Genomic DNA, 25,838 nt, shown 5'->3' on the forward strand with positions numbered 1-25,838 from the left:
GCGTGACGACGGTGAGCGTAGGTAGTACGCGAACGAGGAGTCGCGCAATCGGGGCCAGCGTGACGTGCGTCGTCGCGAACCGCGATGATGTTCACCATGTCGGCCAGCGCCGCAGGCCTCTGCGAATTCATCGACGGTTCCCCATCGCCCTTCCATGCCTGCGAAACGGTCGCCGGTCGTCTGCTCGCCGCTGGTTATGCCGAACTACCCGAGGGCGATACCTGGCCCGAGCGGCCGGGACGCTTCTTCACCGTTCGTGCCGGTTCGCTGGTGGCCTGGAACACCACTGGCCCGGACGGCCCGTTCCGGATCGTCGGCGCACACACCGACAGTCCCAACCTGCGCGTCAAGCAGCACCCTGATCGGTTGGTCGCCGGCTGGCGGGTGGTCGCCCTGGAGCCCTACGGCGGAGCTTGGCTCAACTCTTGGCTGGATCGCGATCTGGGCGTCTCCGGACGGTTGTCGGTGCGCACCGGCTCCGGGTTGGACCATCGGCTGGTACGGATCGACGAGCCGCTGCTGCGCGTCCCGCAGCTGGCCATCCATCTCGCCGAAGACCGCAAGTCCCTGACCCTGGACCCGCAGCGACACGTCAATGCGGTCTGGGGTGTGGGGGCCGAACCGCGGTCGTTCGTGGATCATGTCGCCGAGCGGGCCGGCGTGGTCCCGGCCGACGTGCTGGCCGCCGACTTGATGACACACGACCTGACCCCGTCGACCGTGATCGGCTCGTCGGACAACGGGACGGCAAGCCTGCTCAGCGCACCCCGGTTGGACAACCTCGCCAGTTGCTATGCGGGAACCGAGGCCTTACTGAACGTCGTGCCGCACGGCTTCGTTCCGGTGCTGGTGCTCTTCGATCACGAGGAGGTCGGTTCGTCGTCAGACCACGGCGCGCAGTCCAACCTGCTGAGCACCGTGCTGGAACGCATCGTGCTGATGGGTGGCGGCACCCGGGAGGACTTCCTGCGACGGCTGCCCGCATCGCTGCTCGCCTCGGCGGACATGGCGCACGCCACCCATCCCAACTACCCCGAGCGCCACGAGCCCAGCCACCTGATCGCGATCAACGGCGGACCCGTGCTCAAGGTGCACCCGAATTTGCGGTATGCCACCGACAGCCGTACGGCCGCGGCGTTCGCGTTGGCCTGCGATCAGGCGGGGGTGATGCTGCAGCGTTACGAGCATCGCGCCGACCTACCGTGCGGTTCGACCATCGGGCCGCTGGTGTCGGCGCGCACCGGAATCCCGACCGTCGACGTCGGTGCCGCGCAGCTGGCGATGCACTCCGCACGCGAATTGATGGGTGCCCACGACGTCGCTTCCTATTCCGCTGCGCTGCAGGCGTTTTTGTCACCGCAATAGGCAGGCGGGTCAGGCAGGCATAGAGTCAATCGGTATGACGCTCAAAGTGGAGATGGTCACGTTCGACTGCGGCGATGCCGCGAAACTAGCCAGTTGGTGGGCCTCCCAGTTCGGCGGCACCACACACGAACTCATCCCCGGGGAATTCATCGCCGTCGTGCGGCCGGACGGTCCCCGATTGGGCTTTCAGCAGGTGCCCGATCCCACGCCGGGCAAAAACCGCGTCCACCTCGACTTCGCGGCCGAAGACGTCGACGCCGAGGTGTCGCGGCTGACGGCGGCGGGGGCCACCGAGGTCGGCCGGCACCAGTTCGGCGACAGCTTCCGCTGGATTGTGCTGGCCGACCCCGAAGGTAACGCGTTCTGCGTGGCAGGCAGTTAGCCAGCCGGTCGCAGAGCGCGTCAACGATCCCCCTGCCTGCTGCCCGGCGGCGAGGACGTCTGGTCGCGCTGTCGGGCCCCGGTCTCGCCCGCGGACTGATCCCGGCGGCCGGTCACCGTGAGCGCCGAGTGAGCGTCAGCCCTGCTCGAGGAACAGCGGGTCGTAGCGGATGACGTTTTCCACCACCATCCCATCGCGGGTGCGGACCCGGTCCAGACCCCGCAGCCGGAACGGGCCGGCCGGCCCGGTACCCCGACCGGTGTAGTGCAAGAACACCAGCTCCTCACCCTCGACGGCGCCTGCGACGGTCGCGCTGTCGATCACCTCGAGCCGTAAATCCGGTGCCGCCGCGAGTATTTCAGCGATCTTGGCGGTGTATGCCTCGATGCCGCGGACTGGCTCGGGGTCGCTGGGCCAGTAGCCCACAATGTCGTCGGCCAAAATCGGCAACCCCCGCGACACATCGGGCGCGGCCCAGAACGCCGCGAACACCTCGGCGCTGAACCTCGGCGCGGTGGATGTGGTGTCGGTCATTACTCCTCCAACGGTCGGGCGCTTCGATCGAGCGCGGTCGCCCCAGCGTGTCCCGGCGCGGTGCGGCCGCACAATTACCTCCGAGGTCATCGCGGCAGGTACCGCGGCTGGTTACCGTTAGGGCGTGAGTCACGCGCCGGTCGGTGTCCTGCTGCGTGAATGGCGGACCCGCCGACGGGTCAGCCAACTCGACCTGTCGCTGAGCGTCGGGGTGTCGGCGCGTCATCTGAGCTTCATCGAGACCGGACGCGCGCGGCCCAGCCCGGAGATGGTCCTCACGCTCGCCGAAGGTCTCGACATCCCGCTACGGGAGCGCAACGCGCTATTACTGGCCGCCGGATTCGCCCCGCGCTATCAGGCGCGCCCCCTCGACGACGCCGCACTGTCCCCGGCACTCGCCGCGGTGCAGCGCCTCCTCGACGCGCACGATCCCTACCCGGGAGTGGTGATCGATCGGTGCTGGAACATCGTCAGCGCCAACGCCGCGGCGTCCGCACTCACCGCCGGCCTGCCCCAGGAGCTGCTTGGGCCGCCTGTCAACGTCTACCGGTTGTGTCTGCATCCCGAGGGACTCGCCGGCCGGACCCTGAACTTCGCCGACTGGGCGGGCTATTTGCTGCACCAGCTGCACCGCACGATTGCGCTGACCGCTGACCCCGGGCTGCGGACGCTCGACGAAGAGGTGCGGCAATACCCCGGCGTCGCCGCGGCCGCGCGAGCGCGAACCCCACCCTCCGACAGCGCATCGCTGCTGGTGCCGTTCGTGCTCGACGCTGGCGCCGGCCGGCGACTGTCGATGTTCACCACCTTGACGACGTTCGGGACTCCGCTCGACATCACGCTGGCCGAGCTGGCGGTCGAGTTGTTCTATCCGGCCGACCCCGAAAGCGCCCACCTGCTGCGCGGCGGTTAGCTCTCTACACTGTGGGCGTGACTGTCTCCGGAACGGGCGCCCGTACCCACGTGGCGGACACCGTCGAACACGCAGCCGCCACCCCCGACCACCCGCAGCCCTTCCACGAACTGGGCCTCAAGGACGACGAGTATCAGCGGATTCGCGAGATCCTCGGCCGCAGGCCCACCGACACCGAGCTGGCGATGTACTCGGTGATGTGGAGTGAGCACTGCTCGTACAAGTCCTCGAAGGTCCATCTGCGTTACTTCGGTGAGACCACGACCGACGAGATGCGCGCGGCGATGCTGGCCGGGATCGGCGAGAACGCCGGCGTGGTGGACATCGGTGACGGCTGGGCCGTCACGTTCAAGGTCGAGTCGCACAACCATCCGTCCTACGTCGAGCCCTATCAGGGCGCCGCCACCGGTGTGGGCGGCATCGTGCGCGACATCATGGCGATGGGCGCACGTCCCGTCGCGGTGATGGATCAGCTGCGCTTCGGGGCCGCCGACGCGCCGGACACCCGCCGGGTGCTCGACGGCGTGGTCCGCGGAATCGGCGGCTACGGTAATTCGCTGGGCCTGCCCAACATCGGCGGCGAGACCGTATTCGACGCGTCGTACGCCGGCAACCCCTTGGTCAATGCGCTGTGCGTCGGAGTGCTGCGCAAGGAGGATCTGCACCTCGCGTTCGCCTCCGGCACCGGCAACAAGATCATCCTGTTCGGGGCCCGCACCGGCCTCGACGGGATCGGCGGCGTGTCCGTCCTGGCGTCGGAGACCTTCGGCGGTGACGAGGGTGGCGGTCCCGGCCGCAAGAAGCTGCCGTCGGTGCAAGTGGGTGACCCGTTCACCGAGAAGGTGCTCATCGAGTGTTGTCTCGAGCTGTACGCGGCCGGGCTGGTGATCGGCATCCAGGATCTCGGCGGTGCCGGATTGTCTTGTGCCACTTCAGAACTGGCATCCGCGGGCGACGGCGGCATGCGAGTGCAGTTGGAGACCGTCCCGCTGCGAGCGGCCAACATGACCCCGGCCGAGATTCTGTCCAGTGAATCCCAGGAGCGGATGTGCGCGGTGGTCGCACCCGAAAACGTCGAGGCTTTCCTGGCGGTGTGCCGCAAGTGGGAGGTGCTGGCGACGGTCATCGGCGAGGTCACCGACGGTGACCGGCTCCAGATCACTTGGCACGGCGAGACGGTCGTCGACGTGCCGCCGCGCACCGTTGCCCACCAGGGCCCGGTGTACCAGCGGCCGGTGGCCCGCCCCGAAACGCAGGACGCGTTGAACGCGGACACCACCGCCGGGCTGCCCCGGCCCACCACCGGCGACGAGCTGCGCTCGACTTTGCTTGCGCTGCTGGGCAGTCCGCACCTGTGCAGCCGGGCATTCATCACCGAACAGTACGACCGTTACGTGCGCGGCAACACCGTGCTGGCCGAGCACGCCGACGGCGGGGTGCTGCGCATCGACGAATCCACCGGCCGCGGCATCGCGATATCGACCGACGCCTCGGGCCGCTACACCAAACTCGATCCCTACGTCGGAGCACAGCTGGCGCTGGCCGAGGCATACCGCAACGTCGCCGTCACCGGCGCTGTGCCGGTGGCGGTGACCAACTGCCTCAACTTCGGCTCACCCGAAGATCCCGGGGTGATGTGGCAGTTCTCCCAGGCCGTCCGCGGGCTCGCGGATGGCTGTGTGGCCCTGGGTATTCCGGTGACCGGAGGTAATGTCAGCTTCTACAACCAGACCGGTTCGGTGGCAATCCTGCCCACTCCGGTGGTCGGCGTGCTCGGGGTGATCGACGACGTCGACCGGCGCATCCCCACGGCGCTGGGCGCCGAGCCGGGCGAGAGCCTGCTGCTGCTCGGTGACACCCGCGACGAGTTCGACGGATCGATCTGGGCGCAGGTGACCGCCGATCATCTGGGCGGGGTGCCACCGGCTGTCGACCTGGCCAGGGAGAAGCTGCTGGCCGAGGTGCTGACCGCCGCATCGCGCGATGGATTGGTGACCGCCGCTCACGACTTGTCCGAAGGCGGCCTGGCCCAGGCCATCGTGGAGTCATCGTTGGCCGGCGAAACCGGTTGCCGGATAGTACTTCCCGAGGGCACGGATCCGTTTGTGATGCTGTTCTCCGAGTCCGCAGGCCGGGTACTGGTCGCGGTGCCTCGCACCGAGGAGAGTCGATTCCGGTCGATGTGTGAGGCGCGGGGGCTGCCCGCGGTGCGCATCGGCGTCGTCGACCAGGCCTCGGATGAAGTGGAATTCCAGGGGCTATTCACGGTGCCGCTGGCCGAACTACGCGCCATCTCCGAAGCGGTGTTGCCGCGACTGTTCGGCTAGGTTCACGGGTTGATGGTGTAGTCGCCCAGTTGGCGTCCCCACACGTATTCCACCGCTAGCGGTGATCCGACCTCGAAATGGTTGTACGGGGCAATGCTCGCGCCGGTGTCGGCGACCAGATAGGGCGCCGGCCAAAGCGTGCGGGTAATCGACTGCCAGCACCCCGGCCGGCCGCCGGGCCCACCCCGGGCTTTGATCCGCGGCAGATTCTCCGGATAGATATACGGATTAGGTGCTCCCGCAATCGATCCCGAGGAGTGCGCGCCGAGCGCGTAGCCGTTGTCCCCGAGCGCATTGTGAATCTTGGGTGCCACTTCGTTGAAGTTGCGGATGGTGCAGAAGATTTCCGGACTGTAGTAGTCGAGCAGCTGGCTGGAAGAAGTGAGATCGGCGGCCCCGCGGGCCAGGTACGGTCCGCCCCGCCCGAAGACGTCGGCGCCGGTGCCGCCCAAACCTGCGGCCGCCAGCAGCGCCGCGTCCAGCTCTGTCTGTTGCCGGTTGAGCGTTCGCGCGGTCGTCACCGAGTGGTCGAGGGCATCCCAGAGCTCGGGTGCGGCGTCGGCGTACGTGTCGCTCAGCGATGCCAGGCTTGCGATGTCGGAACGCAGCCCGGGCAGTCGGGGGTTCAGCTCATCCAGTATCGCGTTGCCGTTGAGCAGCGCGGCGCCAAATTTCTCGCCCAGCCCGGTCAGCGCCTGTGCCGCCGCGGACAGCGTCAAGTTCACCTTGACGGGATCGACCTTCTCGGCGATGGACGTCAGGGTCTCGAACAAGCTGTTGAACTCCGTCGTCACCGACGTCGCATCGATAATAGTGGAAGGCGTAAGGTGTTGTGGCGCAGGGTGCTTCGGCGAACTCAGGGCGACGTACTTGTTGCCGAACACGGTGGTCGCCTTGACCTCGGCCGCCACGTTGGCCGGAATCGCGACCAGGTATCTCGGCGTCACGTCTAACACCACCTTGGCGGCGGGTCTACCGTTGCGCTCGATCGCGAAAATGCCTGATACCCGGCCGATTTCGACACCGTTATAGGTGACCTTCGAGCCCGGATCCATCACCAGGCCCGCCCGGGGGGCGATCATGGTCACCTCTGTCTTTGCAGTGAGCTCGCCGCGGAACTGTGCGTACAGGGCCAGCCCCACGAGACCCATGACGACGATCGTCAGAAGGCCGACGATCTTGTACGGGGGCGGCGGCCGAGAGCGACGACGCTCCATGACTCTGAGACCCTAAGGTATGCCCGCCCGTGATAATGCCGATCCGGCCAAGACGCGCGAGGCCCTGACCGCCGTCGCAGATTGGCTGCGCGACGAATCCCACCCGGCGCCGGAGCGCACCACGCTCGCGACGGCCGTGCGGCTCACCGCACGCACGCTAGCCACCCTGGCACCCGGCGCCAGCGTCGAAGTGCGGATCCCGCCATTCGTCGCGGTGCAATGTGTGGCCGGCCCGAAACACACCCGTGGCACACCGCCCAACGTGGTGGAGACGGACCCGAGGACGTGGCTGCTGCTGGTCAGCGGAATGTTGTCACTCACCGACGCCGAAGGCACCGGGGCGCTGCGATCCTCGGGTGCTCGAGCGGGTGAAATTGGCCACTGGCTACCGCTGTTCGATGTGCGGCGCATATAACCCTGAACTGCAGGTTTAGCCTGACACGCCGAAAACTTCAACGCTTGACACGCCGCGTGGATTCGTCGGCGCGCCGGTCCTGGCCGTAAACTCCGGGTACGTCACCACTCTCTCTAGGGAGCCGCCCACCGTGACCGTCGCTGGATCAGATGCAGCCGAGCAGGACCTGAACTCACCCCGCGAAGAATGTGGTGTATTCGGCGTCTGGGCCCCCGGGGAGGAAGTCGCCAAGCTCACCTACTACGGCCTCTACGCGCTGCAGCATCGCGGTCAGGAAGCCGCCGGCATCGCGGTCGCCGACGGATCTCAGGTGTTGGTCTTCAAAGATCTGGGCCTGGTCAGTCAGGTGTTCGATGAGCAGACATTGGCGGCTATGCCCGGCCATGTCGCCATCGGACACTGCCGCTACTCCACCACCGGGGACACGACCTGGGAAAACGCCCAGCCCGTGTTCCGCAACACCGCGGCCGGCACCGGGGTTGCGTTGGGCCACAACGGCAACCTGGTCAACACGGCCGAGCTGGCCGCGCGCGCCCGTGACGAGGGGCTGATCGCCAAGCGGGCCCCGGCCCCGGCGACCACCGACTCCGACATCCTGGGCGCGCTGCTGGCCCACGGCGCCGCCGACGCCACGCTGGAACAGGCGGCGCTGGAACTGCTGCCGACCGTCCGCGGCGCCTTTTGCCTGACGTTCATGGACGAGACGACGCTGTACGCCTGCCGCGACCCCTATGGGGTGCGGCCGCTTTCGTTGGGCCGCTTGGATCGCGGCTGGGTGGTGGCTTCCGAAACCGCCGCACTGGACATCGTCGGCGCCTCATTCGTGCGCGACATCGAACCGGGCGAGCTGCTGGCGATCGACGCTGACGGGGTGCGCTCAACCAGGTTCGCCAACCCCACCCCCAAGGGCTGTGTCTTCGAGTACGTGTACCTGGCCCGGCCGGACAGCAACATCGGTGGTCGCTCCGTGCACGGCGCGCGGGTGGAAATCGGCCGCCGGTTGGCGCGCGAAGCTCCGGTGGAGGCCGACCTGGTGATCGGCGTGCCGGAATCCGGCACCCCGGCGGCCGTTGGATACGCCCAGGAGTCCGGCATTCCCTACGGCCAGGGCCTGATGAAGAACGCCTACGTGGGCCGGACCTTCATTCAGCCGTCGCAGACCATCCGCCAGCTGGGTATCCGGTTGAAGCTCAACCCGCTCAAAGAAGTGATCCGCGGCAAGCGTCTCATCGTGGTCGACGACTCGATCGTGCGCGGCAACACGCAGCGCGCGTTGCTGCGGATGCTGCGCGAGGCCGGCGCCGTCGAGGTGCACGTGCGGATCGCCTCGCCCCCGGTGAAGTGGCCATGCTTCTACGGCATCGACTTTCCGTCGCCGGCGGAGCTGATCGCCAACGCCGTTGAAGACGAAGACGAGATGCTCGAAGCCGTCCGGCATGCCATCGGCGCCGACTCACTGGGCTACATCTCGCTGCGCGGCATGATCGCGGCGACCGAGCAGCCCGCATCGCGGCTGTGTACCGCCTGCTTCGACGGCAAGTATCCGATCGAGCTGCCCAGCGAAACGGCGCTGGGCAAGAACGTCATCGAGCACATGCTCGCCAACGCGGCCCGCGGTGCGGAGCTCGGCGAGCTGGTCGCCGACGAAGTCCCGGTCAACCACTGACCGAGGTTCGCGCGGGTAGGTCAAACACGTTTGATACCGGCGCGAAGCGCCTACCGGTAGCCTTTATCGCGATGACCGATCCCGGAAAAAGCCCCGGAGCAGAACCGGGCAGCCAGGGCATTACCTACGCGTCGGCCGGGGTGGATATTGAGGCCGGCGACCGCGCAGTCGATCTGTTCAAGCCGTTGGCGGCAAAAGCCACCCGACCTGAGGTGCGCGGCGGGCTAGGCGGATTCGCCGGGTTGTTCGCGCTGCGCGGCGACTATCGCGAGCCGGTGCTCGCCGCGTCCAGCGACGGTGTCGGCACCAAGCTGGCGGTCGCGCAGGCGATGGACAAGCACGACACCGTCGGCCTCGACTTGGTGGCGATGGTCGTCGACGACCTGGTGGTGTGCGGCGCCGAACCGCTGTTCCTGCAGGACTACATCGCCGTTGGCCGCACGGTGCCCGAACGTGTGGCAGCGATCGTCGGCGGTATCGCCGAGGGTTGCGTGCGGGCGGGCTGTGCGTTGCTGGGCGGTGAGACCGCCGAACATCCCGGCCTGATGGAACCCGATCACTATGACATCTCGGCAACCGGTGTCGGCGTCGTCGAGGCCGACGATGTGCTGGGACCGGACCGCGTCAAACCCGGCGACGTCATCATCGCGATGGGATCCTCCGGCCTGCACTCCAACGGATACTCCCTGGCGCGCTCCGTGCTGCTCGAGATCGACCGCATGAACCTCGCCGGCTACGTCGAGGAGTTCGGCCGCACGCTGGGCGAGGAGTTGCTCGAACCGACCAGGATCTACGCCAAGGACTGCCTGGCCCTGGCGGCCGAAACCCATGTCCGCACGTTCTGCCACGTGACGGGCGGCGGGCTGGCCGGCAACCTCGGCCGCGTCATCCCGCAGGGGCTGGTCGCCGAGGTCGACCGCGGCACCTGGACGCCCGCACCGGTGTTCGCGATGATCGCCCAGCGCGGCCGGGTCACCCGCGAGGAGATGGAGAAGACCTTCAACATGGGGGTCGGCATGATCGCTGTCGTCGCTCCCGAAGACACCGACCGCGCGCTGGCGATCTTGACCGCACGGCACCTGGACTGCTGGGTCCTGGGCACCGTCTGCAAAGGCGGAAAAGAAGGCCCACGCGCAAAGCTGGTTGGGCAACACCCAAGATTTTAAGGACCTGCGCCTAACTGGCACCAACACTGTGCCGATGCTTGCGGCATCGGCACGGAGTAAGTTCTAGCGGCGCCAGTCGTCGTCGTGATCCCAGGAGTCATCGGCACCGTCCAGGTCGCCGGGTTCGTCCGCACCGGTCCCCGACAGCTCGCGCTGAAGCCGATCGAAGTCGGTCTGGGGGGAGCTGTACTTAAGTTCTCGAGCAACCTTGGTCTGCTTTGCCTTCGCCCGGCCGCGGCCCATGGGGGGACCCCCTCGCGCAATAACGGAGCGGCCTAACAAGTAGGCGGCTCCGATCTCTTGGTGTCGTTATTGTCCTGCCAACAGTTTACCGTGCCTCGGGGAGGGGCGTCGGTGCCCCCTGCCCGCCGTGTTGGACTTCATCGGAAATTATCCCGCACCGCCTCGCAGGCGTTCAACGGCCAGCCGTCCGGCCCCGATCTGCTCGGCCGCAGGCAGCGAATCTGCGTCGATGACTGCCGCGACGGCGGCATCCGGACCGGTGGCAAGCTCGGTGTCGGCGGGCAGTCCGCGCTTGACGAGCGCCAGCGCAATCGGGCCCAGATCCACGTGGTCGACCACGGTGCCTAGGCGCCCGACGGAGCGGCCGCCCGCGAGTACCGACTCGCCGGTGGACGGGCGCTCCACCGAGCCGTCGAGGTGCAGCAGCACCAGCATCCGCGGTGGTTTGCCCAGGTTGTGCACGCGGGCGACGGTCTCTTGGCCGCGGTAACACCCCTTGTCCAAATGCACGGCCCCAACACCAGGACCCCCGATCCACCGCACCTCGTGCGGAATCGTGCGTTCGTCGGTGTCCACGCCCAGACGTGCACGCAACGCCGCCACTCGGTGCGCTTCGTAGGTCCACACCCCCGCGGCTCGCACGCCCGCCGAGAGGAGACGGCTGCGCCACCCGGCAACCGCGCCTCTCGGCACTACCAGGTCGAGCTCGGGCTGGCCGGCGGGCGAGGTGGGCATTCGACGGACAAAGCCGCCGCCCGCCAGCGGCACCGCGGCCATCTCCGCAGGCAACGCATCCAGCCCGAGCGTGTCGAGCACTGCGCGGTCGGCCAGTCGCGGCCCCAGGAGCGACAACACCACCAAGTCGGCGGCCGCCGGCTGGACGTCGGACCAGAACACCATCTTGCTCAGGTAGGCCAGCAACGGCTCGCCGCGCCACGGTTCGGTGTCGAGGTAGCTGGTCCCGCCGAGCTCCGTCTGGACCCAGTGGTCTTCCACACGCCCCTGCCCGTCCAGGCTGAGATTTTGCGTGCTGGTCCCGTCGGGAAGCGAGCTGACGTGCTGTGTGGAGATGCTGTGCAGCCAGCTCTGCCGGTCCCCGCCGGTCAGGGTGAGAACCGCGCGGTGGGTGCGATCCACCAGCACAGCGTCCGTCTCGGCCGCGCGCTGCTCGCCCAACGGATCCCCGTAGTGCCAGATTGCGCCGGCGTCGGGGCCGGATTCGGGCGCGGGAACGGGATGCACAGTGTCAACTCTACGGACGTCAACTCTATGGATCCGGGCGCCCGGCTAGGAGCCGCATGCGGCCGCTAGGCTCAGTCGGCATGGCAGGTCAGACGGGTGTGATCGTCACGCTGGACGGCGCGGTTCACCCGCCCGGTGCGCCGCTGCTGTACGCCGACGACCTCGCCGCCGTTCGCGGCGACGGCGCCTTCGAGACACTGCTGGTCCGCGACGGCCGCGCGTGCCTGGTCGAGCCACACCTGCAGCGGCTGACCCACTCGGCCACACTGATGGATCTACCGGAGCCGGACCTGCCGGGGTGGCGGCGGGCGATCCAGCTGGCGGTCCGGGAGTGGAACGGCTCGGCGCGTGAGGGCGCGCTGCGGTTGATCTACAGCCGGGGCCGCGAAAGCGGGTCGGCACCGACGGCGTACGTGATGATCACCGACGTTCCCGAACGGGTCGCCGCGGTGCGTCGGGACGGGGTTGCGGCCCTCACGCTGGATCGGGGTCTGCCCGCGACCGGCGTCGACGGAATGCGCTGGCTGCTGGCCGGCGCCAAAACCTTGTCCTATGCGGTGAACATGGCCGCGCTGCGGCACGCGGCCAGCCAAGGCGCCGGCGATGTCATCTTCGTCAGCACCGACGGCTACATCCTCGAAGGCCCGCGCTCGACGGTGGTGATCGCCGAAACCGGCGCCGACGGTAACCTCTGTCTGCTGACGCCGCCACCCTGGTATCCGATTTTGCGCGGCACCACCCAGCAGGCCCTCTTCGAGGTGGCGCGCAGCAAAGGCTACGACTGTGACTATCGCGCCCTACGCATCGCGGATTTGCATGCCGCTCAAGGGATTTGGCTGGTGTCGAGCATGACTCTGGCGGCTCGCGTGCACACGCTCGACGGTCGCCGACTGCTCCGTTCGCCCATGACCGAGGAATTCGCAGAGCTGGTCGATGCCGCGATCATCAGCGATCGCTGAGCGCTGAATTATGTTGTCGGCACGCGGAACGGCGGGTACGGTCGGCCGTACACAGGGAAGGAGGTGGTCCGCGAAATTGATAGCTTCATGGACATGTGAGGTGGCTACGCGCTAGCTGCATGGCTCGGAAGAGCTAGCGATTTACGCGCGCTGGCGAATTCCCCGTAGCCACCCGGCCCCCGAGCATCCCGGTCTGTCCAACCAGGAGCATTGCTCGGGGGCCGCTCCATGTCTGGGCCGCTACTGGACCAATTTCGCGGCGATCAGCTCGGCGATCTTGCCCGCCTGGCCGGGCGCGGCGTTCGGGCCGCACACCGATACGTCGATGACGTCGGCGCCCTGCGCGTGCAGCACGTGGTGGCAGATCTTGCCGTTGTCGCCCCGGGTTCGCTGTTGCGCGATCCTCGGTACGGTGCCCTCGACTTGACCGAAGTTCCAGTCGAAGCTGTGACCATTGAGGGTCTCTGTCACCGCTTTTCCGGCGCAGGTTTTCCACTTGTCTGCGGACGCCTGCACGAAGGCGCGGGCGCTGTCGGGTGAGGAGAACTCCGCGACGGTTTCGATGATCCGGTTCGGCACGTCCTGACCGGGCGTGTGCACAATCAGACCGCTGACCGCGTTGAAGCCGTCGGCGCTTTGGTACGCCGCCGCCGTGGCGGGTTCGTAGCTGCCCGCGCAATCGGGGTCCGACAGCGTCCACTTGGGGCTACGCAGTTCGTTGATTCTTTCGCCCGGCACTACGGTTGGGTCACCCACTACCGTGCCGACTTCCGGCGCGCCGACCAACAGGGCGTCCAACTTGCCTGCGCTCGCCGACGAATTCGGTGCTGACGTTGCGGAATTCGCGCTGCCGGCCCGCGACGCCGACTTGGTCTTGCCGCCCTGTGTGGTGAACACCACCACGACCGCGATGGCGGCGATCACCGCCACGGCGGCGGCGCCGATGATGAGCAGTCGTTTGTTGGACCCGCCGGCCGCGACGCCGCTGACCGCCGGCGCCGGGACGGCCGCCGCGGGGGATGGATCCCCGGGCGTTGCGGTGGGCGGCGCGGGCGCCGGCGCCTTCGGACCCGCGGGCGTCCCGTCTTTCGCCTCGATTTCGGCTAGCACGTTGTCGATCTCGCTGCGGGTGCGGTACGTAACGTCGTGGCGCAGGCGAAGCATCCGCAACAGTTGGGCGATGTCGCTGCGCGCGCTGGGATCGTCACCGTCCTCGTCGAGCCCGGAGCGCAACTCGACTAGCAGCGCAAGCTGCTGCTGCGGACTGAGTTCCTTTTCGGCGAGTGTGTTTCCCAGTCGGGTGATGTACCCGAACGGCACCGGCGGTTCTTCGGGTAGCGGGTCCGGCAGCGGCACCGGCTTGCTACGCAGTCCGTGCACCGCGGTGACCAACTGGATGCCGGCGTCGACCGTCGGCTCGCGGTAGTCGATGATCTGCAACGCCGCAAGGGGATTCACCCGCATGCTGTCGACGTCGCCGACCCGAACCGGGAGTATCGGACGACCCAGAGCCTGGGCGTACCGCAACTCGGCCTGGCTCGGCTTGGATTGCAGCCAATTGCTCGACAGCGCAACGATGAAGACCTCGCACTCGCGGATCTGCTCGAGAATCTTGGCCCACCAGGAGTCACCGCCGCCGAGCTCTTGGTCGAACCACACCTGGTTCTGCCCACGCCGAAGCGCATTGGTCAGGGCGTCGACCTTTGCCCGATCCTGGCTCGAGTAGCTGATGAACAGCGCCATCGCAGTCTCCTAGAGTGCAGTGCAGCGAACGAACTGACGCGAAAGCCGGCCTTGCGACCCGTACGCACCTGCGCCGATACCGTATCAGTGTTGGGGTGCTCCCGGATGCGCAAATTTTCAGCGGATCTCGGCGTAGCGCCGCGCGAACTCGGCACCGGGGACCGGCCATTGCTCACCGTTGCTTCCCCGGACGATCCAGTCGCCCTCCGCGGCGACGGTGGGACCTTCGAGGGTGTCGACGGTTTCGCCCGGGTAGGCCGGGCGCGCGTGCACCCGTCCCTTGCGGTGCCACTGCCCGTCACCGGCCGGCTCGTAGGTCTGGCGGAAGATGTCGTCGCGGACCGACCACACCTTGCCGTCCTCGTGGATCGCCCAGTCGCCGGGGTCGGCGCGCATGGTGTGCCCCGAGTCCGATGTCCATGTCCATGGGGCAGCGCGTTGTTCGGCGGTGACCGTGCCCACCCGGGTAAAGGTCTGCCACAGCGGGCGGGACCGAAAGCCCAGTTGGCGCAGACTCCACAGCGTGCCCGCCAGACTGCGAACCGCGGCATTCAACAGATTCGGGTCGCTTTCCACTACCGACCAGTCGACGAGTTTGTCGTGAATCTTGTGGGAGTCGTCGCGTGGGGAGCCGTATCGCCAGCCGTTGCGGCGGTAGTAGCGACACCAGTCCTCGTGTTCGGCTTGAGCCATCCGCAGCGCCGAGTCATGGTCGAAGCCCATCCGGTCGAGCTGATCGAAAGGCGCCAATCCGCCCATCTGGCTGCCGGATAACTGGGCGGGCGGGCTGCCCCAGGTGTTCCAGGTGTGACCAGCGATCTGCTCCACCATCCACAACGCGTTGCGGACCTGGCGTCGGTTAGACCCGCGATAGAACTCGTTGAGTTCGCTCCACGGCATCGCGGCTGGGGAACGCGGACCGTCCGGGTCGATGGTCGAAACGTAGCGCTCGTGGATGAGCCGTGCCGCGCGCTCCCAGGCGTCTTGCACCTGACCCTCTTGGGTGTCGAGCACCAGTGAATAGGACTGCAACCGGCCGACGACCTGGATCGAATCGTCGCTGATGCTGGTGTTCAGATCCGAGGCGTAGATCGGCATTTCGGGAAAACGGGCAGCCAGCCGAGCGACCGTCGTGCCGGCGTGAGCGTCGACGAAGACCACCGCGCTGGTTGCAGGGCCGGCGTCACCGATCAGCTTGAGCATGGTGGGTATTGTCGGCGCCTCTGCAACGGCGTCGATGGCCGGCCCTTGCGAGGCGAATCCTGCTTGCTGCCGGTGGAATTCGTGATCGCGCAAGTACTCCTGGGCGTCTCGCTCGACCAGGGTGAGCGCGGGCAACGCGGACGCGCCGGGCGGCGTGTAGAAGTCACGCTCCAGCACCCGCTGAGTCAGGTCGGCGCACAGTGCTAAGGTCAATTGCGAAGTGCCGCAAACGAATACACGCTCAGTCCGGCCGGTTGCAATGATGCTGTCCAGCAACCGCCCGGCGGTCACCTCATATTTTCCGACAACGTCGGCGGCCCAGCGGGTATCCGATCCGCCGAACTGCTGGGCACGCCACGCCTGGGCCAGCCAGGGATCGTCCATCCGGACGATGAGTGGCAACCGCTGCCGCTGGGCGACCTCGGTGAGCCGACGACTGATCAGATCCAGCCACATCAGATTGACGGCCGGGTCCGGTGCCATCAGGTAAAGCCGAGACAAGCGGCGCCATAACCGAAGTGACACCAGGGTGGATGGATTGGTGAAATCCGCCAGCACCACCCGGGCGCCCTGCCGGCGCGCCCGCGCGACCCGGTCGTCGCTGAAACCGGTGATGACGACCAGGGTGCCGCGCCGGTCCAGCGTGCGCCGGACCGCGCTGATCATCGATTGGGTGTCGTCGTCGAGACCGACGATGACGGTGACCGACTCCGCCCAGTTGGCTCGCAGCCGGTCGACCTGCGACCGGAACACGCCGACGACGACGCCGCCCAATCCGGTAAAGATCGCCGAAAGTGCTGCGATCCGAGCCAGTTCCAGGCCGACCGGCGTCGGGTTCGGGCAGGTGCGCCCGCCCAGCGAGAAGTCGCCGGTGCCGCCCTTGACCAGACTGGCGGTTGCCATCAGCGGGGTGAAGAAGGCCGGATGGTTGGTGTCGTGACATCCCCAGTAGGAACTGAGGCCGAGCACCGCGGTGATCGGAACGAGGGCGGCAATCAGCGTGAACGAAACACCGACCACGCGATGACTGCTGCCCGAGCGAAAGGTCAGCACCGACGCCCAAATCAGCACGGCCACCACGATGGTCAGCGTCGGCATCGACCCGGGCCGGCCGAACCACGCCAACGTCCGCGGCAAGACGTCGATGATGGCGGGCCGCAAATCGAGCACCGTCAGATAGACGATGAGGAGCAGACCCACCCCGGTGACGACCCAGCGCAATACGGGCGAGGGTGTCTTGGTGCGGGGCATCCGCCGATCTCCCTTCGCGCGGTACCGGCTGCTCGGACGTCGAACAGTACACGCAAAAGGTCGGCCGAAAGCAATGGTTGGCGTGCCAGCCGGCGGCCGGCTAGCCGACGAAACGCGACAGCCGCGCCGACAGGTGTGGAACCAGTCCGCCGTCGGCGTCCACCCGCTCCTCGACGTAGGCCAGGTCCCCGCCTTCGACGATGCCGTAGAGCCGCTTGGCGCCGCCGACCAGCACACCAGACCGGCTGCGGGCCAGCGCGTCGGTCACTAATTCCCACGACGACTGGTTACGCGGTCGCCCATAAAACAACTCGACATATCCGGACGAGTGCGCCAGCAGCAGCTCGATGGCCTGCGATTCGCTGGGGTCGTCGGGGTCGCGGACGAAACGCCAGTAGCCGGTCTCGCGCAGGCCCGGCTGCTGATAATTGCCGCTGTCGTCGAGCCGCCAGGATCGGGCTTCCCAATTCAGGTAGTCGCCGCCGTCATGGGAGACCACGATTTGCTGACCGAACCGGTAGTCGCCGTCGGGTCCACGGCCTTCGCCCTCGCCGCGCCACACGCCGACCAGCGGCAGCAGCGCCAGCAGAGCGTCGTTGAGGTTGGCACCCTTGCGCAGATTCGCCGTATCGGCCGGGACGGGCAGGTCGTCGAAGGCCGGGATGTTGCGGGCCGCGGTCACCTTGGCGCGTTCGGCGGCCGCTGCGACGGCGCGGTCACCGGAACCCGCGGAACCGGCCGGTCCCTCAGGGTCCTCGCCGTAACTCACGACTCGTCGGTGATGAGCCGGTAGAGGGTGTACAACGCGAACCAGGAGATGACCACAACGGCCGCGACCAGCATGATCTCGAAGAACAACACCACGCCGACAAGTCTATTCGCCTCCTGTTGTGCGCCACACCGCCGGGGGAGCGTGCCGCGCGAACCCGCTCGGCAGCCGGTCAGGCGATCTTGATGTCGACCTCGTGAATGCCCGCGCCCGACGGTGTCACGACGGCGTCGCCGTTGCCGGCCTTCGACAGCGCACGCAGGGTCCACGCACCCGGCGCCGCGAAGAACCGGAAGTCGCCGGTCGCCGAAGCGACCACCTCCGCCGTGAACTCGTCGGACGAGTCCAGCAGGCGGACGAACGCGCCACCGACGGCCTGGCCGTCGCGGTCCACGACGCGGCCGGTGATCACCGTTTCCTTTTCCAGGTCGACGCTGGCCGGCAACGTCTGTCCTTGCCTAGGTGCAGAGCACATATCAGCTTCCCAACTCGATCGGGGCACCCACCAGGGAGCCGTATTCCGTCCAACTGCCGTCGTAGTTTTTGACGTTTGTGTGCCCGAGCAATTCCTGCAGGACGAACCAGGTGTGCGACGAACGTTCCCCGATTCGACAGTAGGCAATCGTTTCCTTGGTGCCGTCCAGCCCCGCGTCGGCGTACAGCTTGGCCAACTCCTCGTCGGACTTGAAGGTGCCGTCCTCGTTAGCAGCCTTGCTCCAGGGCACGTTGATGGCGCCCGGGATGTGGCCGGGACGCTGGCTTTGCTCTTGCGGCAAATGTGCCGGAGCCAAAATTTTGCCGGAGAACTCGTCGGGGGAGCGCACGTCGACCAGGTTCTTGGTGTTGATGGCCGCGATGACCTCATCCCGAAACGCCCGGATGCTGTTGTCTGGGGCCGAGGCGGTGTAGGAGGTGGCGGGCCTGCTGACCGGGTCCGTCGTCAGTGGGCGCCCGTCGAGCTCCCACTTCTTGCGGCCGCCGTCGAGCAGCTTGACGTCTTGGTGGCCGTAGAGCTTGAAGTACCAGTAGGCGTAGGCGGCGAACCAGTTGTTGTTGCCGCCGTAGAGGATGACGGTGTCGTCGTTGGCGATGCCGCGGTCGGACAGCAGCTTGGAGAACTGCTCGGCGTCGACGAAGTCGCGCTTGACCGGGTCCTGCAGATCGGTGCGCCAGTCGAGCTTGATCGCCCCGGCGATGTGGCCGTCGTCGTAAGCACTGGTGTCCTCGTCGACCTCAACGAATACGACGTTCGCGGCGTCGAGATTCTTCTCAGCCCATTCGGCGGAGACCAGGACGTCGGAACGTGCCATGGTGGGTGGTCCTTTCACTACGTAGCGGTTTGGGGGGGTTACGCGCGACCGCCAGACGGTCGTAAGCGAACCACGAGAGGGTACAGCTGGCAGCCGAGGCAGATGCCAAAGGCTGCGTTCAAGAACGCGGCCACGAGCGCGAAAGCCGTGGCGATGACGCCGACCAGGGAAGCACCGACGGCGAACCCGGCGACCCCGACGACCGCGAAGATCAAGCCCACCAGCTGGGCGAACTGCAGCGGCGGCGCGGGCTCGCGCTCCTTGACCGGACCCAGCCGGGGTGCCACCAGGGTGGCGAACAGGCGGCCGTACGGATGCCGGCGCGGGCCGCCGACGGCACCGATGGCGAAGACCACGGCCTGCAGGCCCAGAAGGACCGCGGCAACCAGCGGATGCAATGCCGACACGATCAGGGTGGCGACCAGCACCGCGGTGGTGACCCACGCCGCGAACCTGGGTCCACGAACGTCGACGCGGTCCGGCGTGGCGGTGGTGTTACTGCTTGACACGAACGACTCCTCATTGCCTGTTGCACGGAAAAAGTGGAGACACGCTAGGGGGCTCCGGGCTGGTCTGAGTGCGGCGCGGGCGGCGCGGCTTACTCAGCAGCTACAGCAACAGCAACAACAACAACCCGCGACGCGGCACAGATCGACTGCGCGGCGCTTGGTGAGCATGAGCTCCATGCGGGCTAACACGTCGGTCAGCTTACCCAATGACATTGGGATCAAGCCAACAGCGGTTCGAGTGCGGAACGCAGGTCCCCAGCCTTCGGGACACCCGAGGACCGGTACCGCTGCCGCCCATCGACGTCGAAGATCAGCGTTGTCGGCAGCGATAGCACGGCAAACTGGCGCGCGGCCGCCGGGTTGGCGTCGACATCGACCTCGACATGAGCGACGTCGCCCATGTTCTCGCACACCTGCTCGACAAGTCGGCGGACCCGGTCGCACGGCCCGCACCACGGTGCGCTGAAATGCACGATCGTCGGGCCGCTGGTGGACAGCCCCAGGTCCGTGGTGGCTGCTGCGGTGGCCCGGCTCGAGTCCGCGGCCACCTCGGTGATGCTCCCGGACCGACGCGTCAGCAGCCAGCCGAGTAGACCGGCCAATGCAAGGGCCGCCGCGATGGCCACGACGACAGTGGTCACTTGCGCTCCTCACTTTCGCCCGGCAGGTTGCCGTTCGCGCTCATGACTGTTTGAACCCATCGAGGGTCACGGTTACTCCCGTAGTGATGCCTTCGATGATCACGTCGGACCCGCGTGCACCGACCGTGCGCGGCGCCACGCCGAATGGAAGGCGCTGATCGGGCAGCCGGGTGGCGAAGGCCTGCAGCACCGCGTCACGCTTGTCGTCGGGCACGACCCGGTTAGCCGTGTCCGGACCGGTGAGCACGCCTGTCGGGGTGAACACCAGCGTCGCCTGGTCCTCGGGAGCGATCGAGAGATCCATCGAGATGCTGACCCGGTGGTCGAACCCAGCCGTTTTGGGGGTGCCGCTGAAAACCAGGCCGTGGTTGCCGGAGATCCCCGATTCGGTGGTGCCGCCGGTCGCGTCGTTGGTCTCGGCAGGCGGGGCCTCGACCATCAAATCATCGATGCCCAGGTAGCGGCCCAAGTGCGTCGAATCGATGATGATGCGGCTTTCCAGCTTGCCCACCGGAAGCTTTGCGTGGGGTCTGATCAGCCATGATGCGTAGGTCAGGTCGATCGAGTGCATGGTCGCTTCGAGGGTGGCCGTGCCGGTCATCGCATGGTCGATCCCGTTGGCCTTGATCTCCAGCTCGTTGTAGTGGCGGTGCAGCGCCTGGGGGATAAACGGGAAAGCCAGGATCGCGACGAAGGGGTCGGAGCCCAGATTTGCCGCTTTGCGCACGCTGCGGGAGAGCTGGTATTCGGCGTAGATGCTGGTTCCGTAGTCGACGCCGACAACACCGATGACAATCACCGCCACGGCAGATACCGCCGTGATGACACCGATCAGCACCCTGCGCATCCGCATATTGTGACGCAGTCCGCTGCGGCGCGCGGTGCGGATTTCTGGCCGAACACCCGGTGGTGGGCCTCACAGTACGTAACATCCGCACGCACAAAGGCCAGGTAGCACGTTATCGTAGGGTGACCTCGCCACTAACGCCGTGTGGCTTGCGAATCTGGGAGATGCCTTTCCCCCCGAAGCTGGAGGGGCTTGTTGGAGTTACTACTACTGACCTCGGAGCTGCATCCGGACCCGGTCCTGCCGTCGTTGTCACTGCTCCCTCACACCGTGCGGACGGCGCCGCCCGAACCATCGTCACTTCTCGAGGCGGGCACCGCGGATGCGGTGCTGGTTGACGCGCGCACCGACCTGTCGGCGGCGCGCGGGCTTTGCCGGTTGCTGAGCACCGCGGGCCGGTCGGTTCCGGTGGTGGCGGTGGTGGCCGAAGGCGGCCTGGTGGCGGTCAGCGCCGACTGGGGTTTGGACGAGATTCTGTTGCCCGCCACCGGTCCGGCGGAGGTCGATGCCCGGATCCGGCTGGTCGTGGGCCGTCGGGGCGGCCTGGCCGACCAGGAAAGCGCGGGCAAGGTCAGCCTGGGCGAGCTGGTGATCGACGAAGGCACCTACACCGCCCGGCTGCGGGGCCGCCCGCTCGATCTGACCTACAAGGAATTCGAACTGCTGAAGTATCTGGCCCAGCACGCGGGCCGGGTCTTCACCCGCGCTCAATTGCTGCACGAGGTGTGGGGATACGACTTCTTCGGCGGCACCCGCACGGTCGACGTCCACGTCCGCCGGTTGCGGGCCAAGCTGGGGCCCGAGTACGAGGCGCTGATCGGCACGGTGCGCAACGTCGGCTACAAGGCCGTCCGGCCGGCCCGTGGCCGCCCGCCGATCGCGACACCCGACGACGTCGACGGTGACGACGCCGACGCCGAAGAACTGGAAGAGCCGTTGGCCGACCCGTTGCACAGTCAGTGAAATGGTCGGACTGGAGGCCTGACTGGCGCTCCGCACTGACCGGTGATGAGCAGCACGGTGTGCGCGAATTGATCTCGGCGGCAACCGAATTCGATCGAGTTGCGCCCGTTGGTGAGCAGGTACTGCGCGAACTCGGACACGATCGCACCGATCATCTGCTGGTCAGTGCGAACGACACCATCGCGGGTTATCTCAACCTTGGTCCGCCGCGCGACGACGGCCCCGGAATGGCCGAGATGGTGGTGCATCCGCGGGCCCGCCGCCGCGGTATCGGCGCGGCGATGGCACGGGCGACCATCGCGAAAACCGGTGGCACCAACCGATTCTGGGCGCACGGCACGCTCGAGCCGGCCAAGGCGACGGCGGCGGCGCTGGATTTGGCTCCGGTGCGCGAACTCGTCCAGATGAGGCGCACGCTTGCCGAGGTTCCCGAGCCGGTGGACTCGATGCCCGGCGTGCGGGTGCGGACCTACGCGGGTACCGACGATGACGCGGAGCTGTTGCGGGTCAACAACGCCGCATTCGTCGACCATCCCGAGCAGGGCGGCTGGACGGAGGCCGATCTGGCGGAGCGGCGCAGCGAGCCGTGGTTCGACCCGGCAGGGTTGTTCCTGGCGTTCGACGACGCGGGACGGCTGCTGGGCTTTCACTGGACCAAGGTGCACCTCGACCAATCGAGACTGGGGGAGGTGTACGTCCTTGGTGTCGACCCCGAGGCCCAAGGTCGCGGGCTGGGGCAGATGTTGACCGCAGTGGGAATTGAGTCGCTGGCTCGACGGCTGTCCGGGTCGGCGAACTCCGACGGCTCCGCAAACGAAGTCACCGTGCTGCTCTACGTCGAGTCGGACAACATCCCCGCGGTGCGGACCTATCAACGCCAGGGTTTCACCACCTACAGCGTCGACACCGCGTACGCTCCGGGCTGACGGACATCGCGGGCAGAAGTACTGTGCCAGCAAATTATTCACCGCACGTTCACGGATTAGGCGCCCTCGTGCGAGGTGCACCGGCGGATAGTTTCGAGCGTCGGTCGCATGCGACGGAATGCGTCAGAAAGCGAGATCGGTGAGGCTCCACGTTGCGGGCAACGCGCTGACGGCAGCGGTGTCGGCAGTGCTGATGACGTGCGTCGGATTGACGGCCTGTGGCAACGACAACAATCACCACGGCGCCACCACCCTCAACCCCGCCGGCACCGTCGCATGCGGCGGCAAAGGCGAGCTGACGGCCGAAGGATCCACCGCGCAACAGAACGCGATGGCGGTATTCGGTCACGTGTGGGGCCAATACTGTCCACGAAAATCCGTGTCGTACAACCCAACTGGGTCAGGCGCCGGTCGTGAGCAGTTCATCGCCGGGCACGTCGACTTTGCGGGTTCGGATTCTCCTTTGGTCGCCGACCAGATCACACCGGCGACCAAGCGCTGCAACGGAAACCCGGCGTGGGATTTACCACTGGTGTTCGGACCGGTCGCGTTGGTCTACAACGTGCCCGGCATAGCCGAGCTGACGGTGAACAGTGACGCGCTGGCCCGGATCCTGACCGGAAAGATCGTCACGTGGAGTGATCCGGTCCTGGCCGGACTGAATCCCGGGGTGACGCTGCCCGACCTGAAGATCACGCCGATCTACCGGTCGGACTCGTCGGGCACCACCGACAATCTGCAGAAGTACCTGACTGCCGCAGCACCCCAGAGTTGGCCTAAAGGGGTCGGCACCGAATTTCAGGGCGGCGTGGGGGAAGGTGCGGCGAAGTCGTCCGGCGTCATCCAGGCCGTGCGCACGATGCATGGTGCGATTGGCTACGTAGAGAAGGGTTTCGCCGACCAGGCCGGCCTGCCCTACGCACAGATCGCCACCGGTGGCGGTGTCGTCCCACTGACTACCGCGACGACGAGTAACGCGATCAACACCGCCACGTTCGTGCAAGGGGGCAACGACTTGGTGCTGAACCTCAACTCGATGTACGGCAATCAGCAGCCGAACGCCTACCCGTTGGTGCTGGTGACCTACGAGATCGTCTGTTCGAAGGGGTACGACCCGCAGACCGCCCAGGCAATCAAGTCCTTTTTGACCGTGGCCGCGAACGCCGGTCAGGACAGCCTTTCGGCGGCCGGCTACATCCCAGTGACCGATAAGGTCAAGGAGCGACTGATCGCCGCAATCGACGCGATGGAGTAGCCCTGGAGCCGAGAGCGACAGCAGAAGTGACGGATTCACAGTGACGACGCCAGATCCAGGCCCTGCGAGTTCGGCCGCGGACAGCGCCCGGTCGTCGACGCGGGCGCCGATGCTACCGATCCCGCCGTGGAACGACGCGTCACCGCGGTTCGGGGACCGGACGTTTCGCCGGTTGGCGGAGGCTACCGGGGCCTTGATCGCGGTCCTGGTGATCGCGATCGGCGGATTCCTGCTCTGGCGTGCGATACCGGCCCTGCAGCGCAACCAGGAGAACTTCTTCACCTATCGCGGCAACTGGGTCACCGTGGACACCTCGGCCATGCACTTCGGAATCCTGGACCTGCTGCAGGTGACGGTGTTCGTGTCGATATTCGCTCTGATCCTGGCCATGCCGGTCGGGTTGGGCGTCGCCATCTTCCTCAGTCAGTACGCGCCGCGACGACTTGCCGGAGCGCTTGCCTACACGGTCGACTTGCTGGCCGCGGTGCCCTCGATCATCTACGGCGTGTGGGGTCTTTACGTGCTGGCGCCGCAACTGCGACCCGTCGCGACCTGGCTGAACCATTCGCTGGGCTGGTGCTTCCTGTTCGCCGACGGCAGCGCGTCAGCGGCCGGCGGCGGCACCATTTTCACCGGGGGGCTTGTCTTGGCGGTGATGATCTTGCCCATCATCACCGCGGTTACCCGCGAGGTTTTCATGCAGACACCCGATGAACAGATCGAGGCCGCGCTCGCCCTCGGGGCGACCCGATGGGAGGTGGTCAAGACCACGGTGTTGCCTTTCGGGCGGTCGGGATATGTCAGCGGCGCAATGCTGGGCCTGGGCCGTGCGCTGGGGGAGACGGTCGCGCTGTTGATCATCCTGCGTGGCACCCAGAAGGCGTTCGGCTGGTCGCTGTTCGACGGTGGCTCGACGTTCGCCACCAAGATCGCCGCGACAGCATGGGAATTCAACGACCGCTACAAGGCCGGCGCGTACATCGCCGCGGGTTTGGTGCTTTTCCTGTTGACCTTCGTGATCGACGCCGTCGCGCGTGGGGTCGTTGCCGGTTCCGTCCGGGGCCGGCGATGACCTCGATCTTCGATCGGCCGCTCAAGGCGCGCAGGCTGTCCCGCCTCGGCCGGCGCCGGCGGGCCGCCAACATCGTTGCGACCGTGCTGGTCTCGGTGGCGATGCTGATCGCGCTGACCCCGTTGCTGTGGCTGCTGTACGCGGTGATCGCGAAGGGGTACCGCGCGGTCGCCTCCTCGACGTGGTGGACGCATTCCCAAGCGGGGATAACACCGTTTCTGCCCGGCGGCGGCGCGTATCACGCGATCGTCGGCACCGTGCTGCAGGGACTGGTGGCCGCGGCGATTTCGGTCCCGATCGGTGTCATGCTCGCCGTCTACCTGGTCGAGTATGGCGGCAGCACCCGGCTGGGCAGGGTGGCGACCTTCATGGTGGACATCCTGTCCGGCGTCCCCTCCATCGTGGCGGCGTTGTTCATTTACGCGCTGTGTGTGGCGACGCTGGGGCTGCCCCGTTCGGGTTTCGCGGTGTCGCTGGCGTTGGTGTTGTTGATGCTTCCGGTGATCGAGCGCACAACCGAGGAGATGCTGCGGATAGTTCCGACAGAACTCCGCGAGGCCAGTTATGCCCTGGGTGTCCCGAAGTGGAAAACCATTGTCAGAGTTGTGATTCCGACCGGGTTGTCGGGCATCATCACCGGTGTCATGCTGGGGGTGGCCCGAGTCATGGGCGAGACGGCACCGCTGCTGATCTTGGTGGGTTATTCGCAGGCAATGAACTTCGACCTACTCAGAGGATTCATGGGAACGCTGCCTGGCATGATGTTCAATCAGACGGCGGCCGGTGCGGGCGTCAACCCGGTACCCACGGAGCGGCTGTGGGGAGCGGGGCTGACACTGATTTTGCTGATCGCGGTGATCAATATCGGAGCCAGGGTCGTCTCAATGATGTTTGCTCCCAAAAAGTCCTAAGGAGGAGTG

The 25,838-nt window shown here is 66.8% G+C and carries 26 protein-coding genes; 13 read left to right on the forward strand and 13 right to left on the reverse strand.

The annotated features are described in order from the left end of the window. Positions 1-96: 96 nt before the first annotated feature. Entirely contained in the window at positions 97-1,365 is a 1,269-nt protein-coding gene (locus G6N33_RS15295) for a M18 family aminopeptidase (RefSeq protein ID WP_044512437.1), read from the forward strand. Positions 1,366-1,399: 34 nt separating this feature from the next. After that, complete coding sequence (locus G6N33_RS15300; RefSeq protein WP_044508489.1) at positions 1,400-1,747, forward strand: VOC family protein; 348 nt, start codon at positions 1,400-1,402, stop codon at positions 1,745-1,747. Positions 1,748-1,882: 135 nt separating this feature from the next. Here the strand turns inward: G6N33_RS15300 and G6N33_RS15305 are convergent, their stop codons facing one another. Further along, a complete protein-coding gene (locus G6N33_RS15305; protein WP_044508488.1) occupies positions 1,883-2,281 on the reverse strand; it encodes a nuclear transport factor 2 family protein in 399 nt (132 codons plus the stop codon). Positions 2,282-2,405: 124 nt separating this feature from the next. Here G6N33_RS15305 and G6N33_RS15310 point away from each other — a divergent pair, with 124 nt between their 5' ends. Both G6N33_RS15310 and purL read left to right on the forward strand, forming a co-directional pair. Beyond that, complete coding sequence (locus tag G6N33_RS15310; protein WP_044508487.1) at positions 2,406-3,194, forward strand: helix-turn-helix domain-containing protein; 789 nt, start codon at positions 2,406-2,408, stop codon at positions 3,192-3,194. Between the two features lie 50 nt (positions 3,195-3,244). Continuing rightward, positions 3,245-5,521, forward strand: a complete 2,277-nt coding sequence (gene purL / locus G6N33_RS15315; protein ID WP_163771800.1) for a phosphoribosylformylglycinamidine synthase subunit PurL — start codon at positions 3,245-3,247, stop codon at positions 5,519-5,521. A 2-nt stretch (positions 5,522-5,523) separates the two neighbouring features. Here purL and G6N33_RS15320 read toward each other — a convergent pair whose 3' ends face one another. Next, a complete protein-coding gene (locus G6N33_RS15320; RefSeq protein ID WP_044508486.1) occupies positions 5,524-6,738 on the reverse strand; it encodes an MCE family protein in 1,215 nt (404 codons plus the stop codon). A gap of 19 nt (positions 6,739-6,757) precedes the next feature. Here G6N33_RS15320 and G6N33_RS15325 point away from each other — a divergent pair, with 19 nt between their 5' ends. From G6N33_RS15325 to purM, 3 genes are all read left to right on the forward strand, one after another. Then, entirely contained in the window at positions 6,758-7,153 is a 396-nt protein-coding gene (locus G6N33_RS15325; RefSeq protein WP_044508485.1) for a sterol carrier family protein, read from the forward strand. Between the two features lie 130 nt (positions 7,154-7,283). Further along, on the forward strand, positions 7,284-8,819 hold the full coding sequence (gene purF, locus G6N33_RS15330) for an amidophosphoribosyltransferase (protein ID WP_061557203.1): 1,536 nt from the start codon (positions 7,284-7,286) through the stop codon (positions 8,817-8,819). 71 nt (positions 8,820-8,890) lie between these two features. Beyond that, positions 8,891-9,985 carry a phosphoribosylformylglycinamidine cyclo-ligase gene (purM, locus tag G6N33_RS15335; protein WP_044508482.1) on the forward strand — a complete coding sequence of 365 codons (1,095 nt, stop codon included), beginning with the start codon at positions 8,891-8,893 and terminating at the stop codon, positions 9,983-9,985. A gap of 63 nt (positions 9,986-10,048) precedes the next feature. Here purM and G6N33_RS15340 read toward each other — a convergent pair whose 3' ends face one another. Together G6N33_RS15340 and ygfZ are read right to left on the reverse strand one after the other, a co-directional pair. Further along, positions 10,049-10,228 carry a DUF3073 domain-containing protein gene (locus tag G6N33_RS15340; protein ID WP_044508481.1) on the reverse strand — a complete coding sequence of 60 codons (180 nt, stop codon included), beginning with the start codon at positions 10,226-10,228 and terminating at the stop codon, positions 10,049-10,051. 147 nt (positions 10,229-10,375) lie between these two features. After that, the gene (ygfZ, locus tag G6N33_RS15345) at positions 10,376-11,470 is read right to left on the reverse strand and encodes a CAF17-like 4Fe-4S cluster assembly/insertion protein YgfZ (protein ID WP_044508480.1); all 1,095 of its coding nucleotides are present in this window, start codon (positions 11,468-11,470) and stop codon (positions 10,376-10,378) included. 98 nt (positions 11,471-11,568) lie between these two features. Between ygfZ and G6N33_RS15350 the strand changes: the two genes are divergently transcribed. Further along, the gene (locus G6N33_RS15350; protein ID WP_101528651.1) at positions 11,569-12,429 is read left to right on the forward strand and encodes an aminodeoxychorismate lyase; all 861 of its coding nucleotides are present in this window, start codon (positions 11,569-11,571) and stop codon (positions 12,427-12,429) included. A gap of 240 nt (positions 12,430-12,669) precedes the next feature. On the opposite strand, the gene G6N33_RS15355 is transcribed toward G6N33_RS15350, so the two are convergent. From G6N33_RS15355 to lmeA, 9 genes are all read right to left on the reverse strand, one after another. Next, positions 12,670-14,172: a sensor domain-containing protein gene (locus G6N33_RS15355; protein ID WP_101528641.1), complete on the reverse strand. Its 1,503-nt coding sequence runs from the start codon at positions 14,170-14,172 to the stop codon at positions 12,670-12,672. Between the two features lie 117 nt (positions 14,173-14,289). After that, positions 14,290-16,626, reverse strand: coding sequence for a hypothetical protein (locus G6N33_RS15360; RefSeq protein WP_044508476.1), 2,337 nt, complete (start codon positions 16,624-16,626; stop codon positions 14,290-14,292). A gap of 100 nt (positions 16,627-16,726) precedes the next feature. Next, positions 16,727-17,395 carry an FABP family protein gene (locus G6N33_RS15365; RefSeq protein ID WP_044508475.1) on the reverse strand — a complete coding sequence of 223 codons (669 nt, stop codon included), beginning with the start codon at positions 17,393-17,395 and terminating at the stop codon, positions 16,727-16,729. Positions 17,396-17,567: 172 nt separating this feature from the next. Then, the gene (locus G6N33_RS15370) at positions 17,568-17,870 is read right to left on the reverse strand and encodes a DUF1416 domain-containing protein (RefSeq protein ID WP_044508474.1); all 303 of its coding nucleotides are present in this window, start codon (positions 17,868-17,870) and stop codon (positions 17,568-17,570) included. 1 nt (position 17,871) lies between these two features. Further along, positions 17,872-18,705, reverse strand: a complete 834-nt coding sequence (locus G6N33_RS15375; RefSeq protein WP_044508473.1) for a sulfurtransferase — start codon at positions 18,703-18,705, stop codon at positions 17,872-17,874. 38 nt (positions 18,706-18,743) lie between these two features. Continuing rightward, a complete protein-coding gene (locus tag G6N33_RS15380; RefSeq protein ID WP_044508472.1) occupies positions 18,744-19,214 on the reverse strand; it encodes a DUF4395 domain-containing protein in 471 nt (156 codons plus the stop codon). Positions 19,215-19,307: 93 nt separating this feature from the next. After that, positions 19,308-19,427 carry an Ms5788A family Cys-rich leader peptide gene (locus G6N33_RS27990; protein WP_408632728.1) on the reverse strand — a complete coding sequence of 40 codons (120 nt, stop codon included), beginning with the start codon at positions 19,425-19,427 and terminating at the stop codon, positions 19,308-19,310. A 5-nt stretch (positions 19,428-19,432) separates the two neighbouring features. After that, positions 19,433-19,855 (reverse strand): thioredoxin family protein, encoded by a 423-nt coding sequence (locus G6N33_RS15385; protein ID WP_044508471.1) that lies wholly within the window; start codon positions 19,853-19,855, stop codon positions 19,433-19,435. A gap of 40 nt (positions 19,856-19,895) precedes the next feature. Beyond that, positions 19,896-20,708, reverse strand: coding sequence for a mannan chain length control protein LmeA (lmeA, locus tag G6N33_RS15390; RefSeq protein ID WP_044508470.1), 813 nt, complete (start codon positions 20,706-20,708; stop codon positions 19,896-19,898). Positions 20,709-20,894: 186 nt separating this feature from the next. Here lmeA and G6N33_RS15395 point away from each other — a divergent pair, with 186 nt between their 5' ends. The 5 genes from G6N33_RS15395 to pstA all read left to right on the forward strand — a co-directional run bounded on the left by G6N33_RS15395 (position 20,895) and on the right by pstA (position 25,829). Beyond that, positions 20,895-21,665 carry a winged helix-turn-helix transcriptional regulator gene (locus G6N33_RS15395; RefSeq protein WP_101528640.1) on the forward strand — a complete coding sequence of 257 codons (771 nt, stop codon included), beginning with the start codon at positions 20,895-20,897 and terminating at the stop codon, positions 21,663-21,665. After that, positions 21,662-22,591, forward strand: a complete 930-nt coding sequence (gene mshD / locus G6N33_RS15400) for a mycothiol synthase (RefSeq protein ID WP_044508468.1) — start codon at positions 21,662-21,664, stop codon at positions 22,589-22,591. The genes G6N33_RS15395 and mshD overlap by 4 nt, the downstream gene beginning before the upstream one ends. A gap of 139 nt (positions 22,592-22,730) precedes the next feature. Next, positions 22,731-23,846 carry a phosphate ABC transporter substrate-binding protein PstS gene (gene pstS, locus G6N33_RS15405; RefSeq protein ID WP_408632729.1) on the forward strand — a complete coding sequence of 372 codons (1,116 nt, stop codon included), beginning with the start codon at positions 22,731-22,733 and terminating at the stop codon, positions 23,844-23,846. 109 nt (positions 23,847-23,955) lie between these two features. Beyond that, entirely contained in the window at positions 23,956-24,918 is a 963-nt protein-coding gene (pstC, locus tag G6N33_RS15410; protein ID WP_044508467.1) for a phosphate ABC transporter permease subunit PstC, read from the forward strand. Continuing rightward, positions 24,915-25,829 carry a phosphate ABC transporter permease PstA gene (gene pstA, locus G6N33_RS15415; RefSeq protein WP_044508466.1) on the forward strand — a complete coding sequence of 305 codons (915 nt, stop codon included), beginning with the start codon at positions 24,915-24,917 and terminating at the stop codon, positions 25,827-25,829. The genes pstC and pstA overlap by 4 nt, the downstream gene beginning before the upstream one ends. Positions 25,830-25,838: the final 9 nt, after the last annotated feature.

Source organism: Mycobacterium simiae (genome assembly GCF_010727605.1).
GTDB lineage: Bacteria > Actinomycetota > Actinomycetes > Mycobacteriales > Mycobacteriaceae > Mycobacterium > Mycobacterium simiae.

What these genes read in the sequence shown, in the direction of transcription:
- G6N33_RS15295 (WP_044512437.1), top strand. Translation starts at nt 97, where the DNA reads ATGTCGGCCAGCGCCGCAGGCCTCTGCGAATTCATCGACGGTTCCCCA.
- G6N33_RS15300 (WP_044508489.1), top strand. Translation starts at nt 1,400, where the DNA reads ATGACGCTCAAAGTGGAGATGGTCACGTTCGACTGCGGCGATGCCGCG.
- G6N33_RS15305 (WP_044508488.1), bottom strand. Translation starts at nt 2,281, where the DNA reads ATGACCGACACCACATCCACCGCGCCGAGGTTCAGCGCCGAGGTGTTC.
- G6N33_RS15320 (WP_044508486.1), bottom strand. Translation starts at nt 6,738, where the DNA reads ATGGAGCGTCGTCGCTCTCGGCCGCCGCCCCCGTACAAGATCGTCGGC.
- G6N33_RS15325 (WP_044508485.1), top strand. Translation starts at nt 6,758, where the DNA reads ATGCCCGCCCGTGATAATGCCGATCCGGCCAAGACGCGCGAGGCCCTG.
- purM (WP_044508482.1), top strand. Translation starts at nt 8,891, where the DNA reads ATGACCGATCCCGGAAAAAGCCCCGGAGCAGAACCGGGCAGCCAGGGC.
- G6N33_RS15340 (WP_044508481.1), bottom strand. Translation starts at nt 10,228, where the DNA reads ATGGGCCGCGGCCGGGCGAAGGCAAAGCAGACCAAGGTTGCTCGAGAA.
- G6N33_RS15355 (WP_101528641.1), bottom strand. Translation starts at nt 14,172, where the DNA reads ATGGCGCTGTTCATCAGCTACTCGAGCCAGGATCGGGCAAAGGTCGAC.
- G6N33_RS15360 (WP_044508476.1), bottom strand. Translation starts at nt 16,626, where the DNA reads ATGCCCCGCACCAAGACACCCTCGCCCGTATTGCGCTGGGTCGTCACC.
- G6N33_RS15370 (WP_044508474.1), bottom strand. Translation starts at nt 17,870, where the DNA reads ATGTGCTCTGCACCTAGGCAAGGACAGACGTTGCCGGCCAGCGTCGAC.
- G6N33_RS15375 (WP_044508473.1), bottom strand. Translation starts at nt 18,705, where the DNA reads ATGGCACGTTCCGACGTCCTGGTCTCCGCCGAATGGGCTGAGAAGAAT.
- G6N33_RS27990 (WP_408632728.1), bottom strand. Translation starts at nt 19,427, where the DNA reads ATGTCATTGGGTAAGCTGACCGACGTGTTAGCCCGCATGGAGCTCATG.
- lmeA (WP_044508470.1), bottom strand. Translation starts at nt 20,708, where the DNA reads ATGCGGATGCGCAGGGTGCTGATCGGTGTCATCACGGCGGTATCTGCC.
- pstC (WP_044508467.1), top strand. Translation starts at nt 23,956, where the DNA reads ATGCTACCGATCCCGCCGTGGAACGACGCGTCACCGCGGTTCGGGGAC.
- pstA (WP_044508466.1), top strand. Translation starts at nt 24,915, where the DNA reads ATGACCTCGATCTTCGATCGGCCGCTCAAGGCGCGCAGGCTGTCCCGC.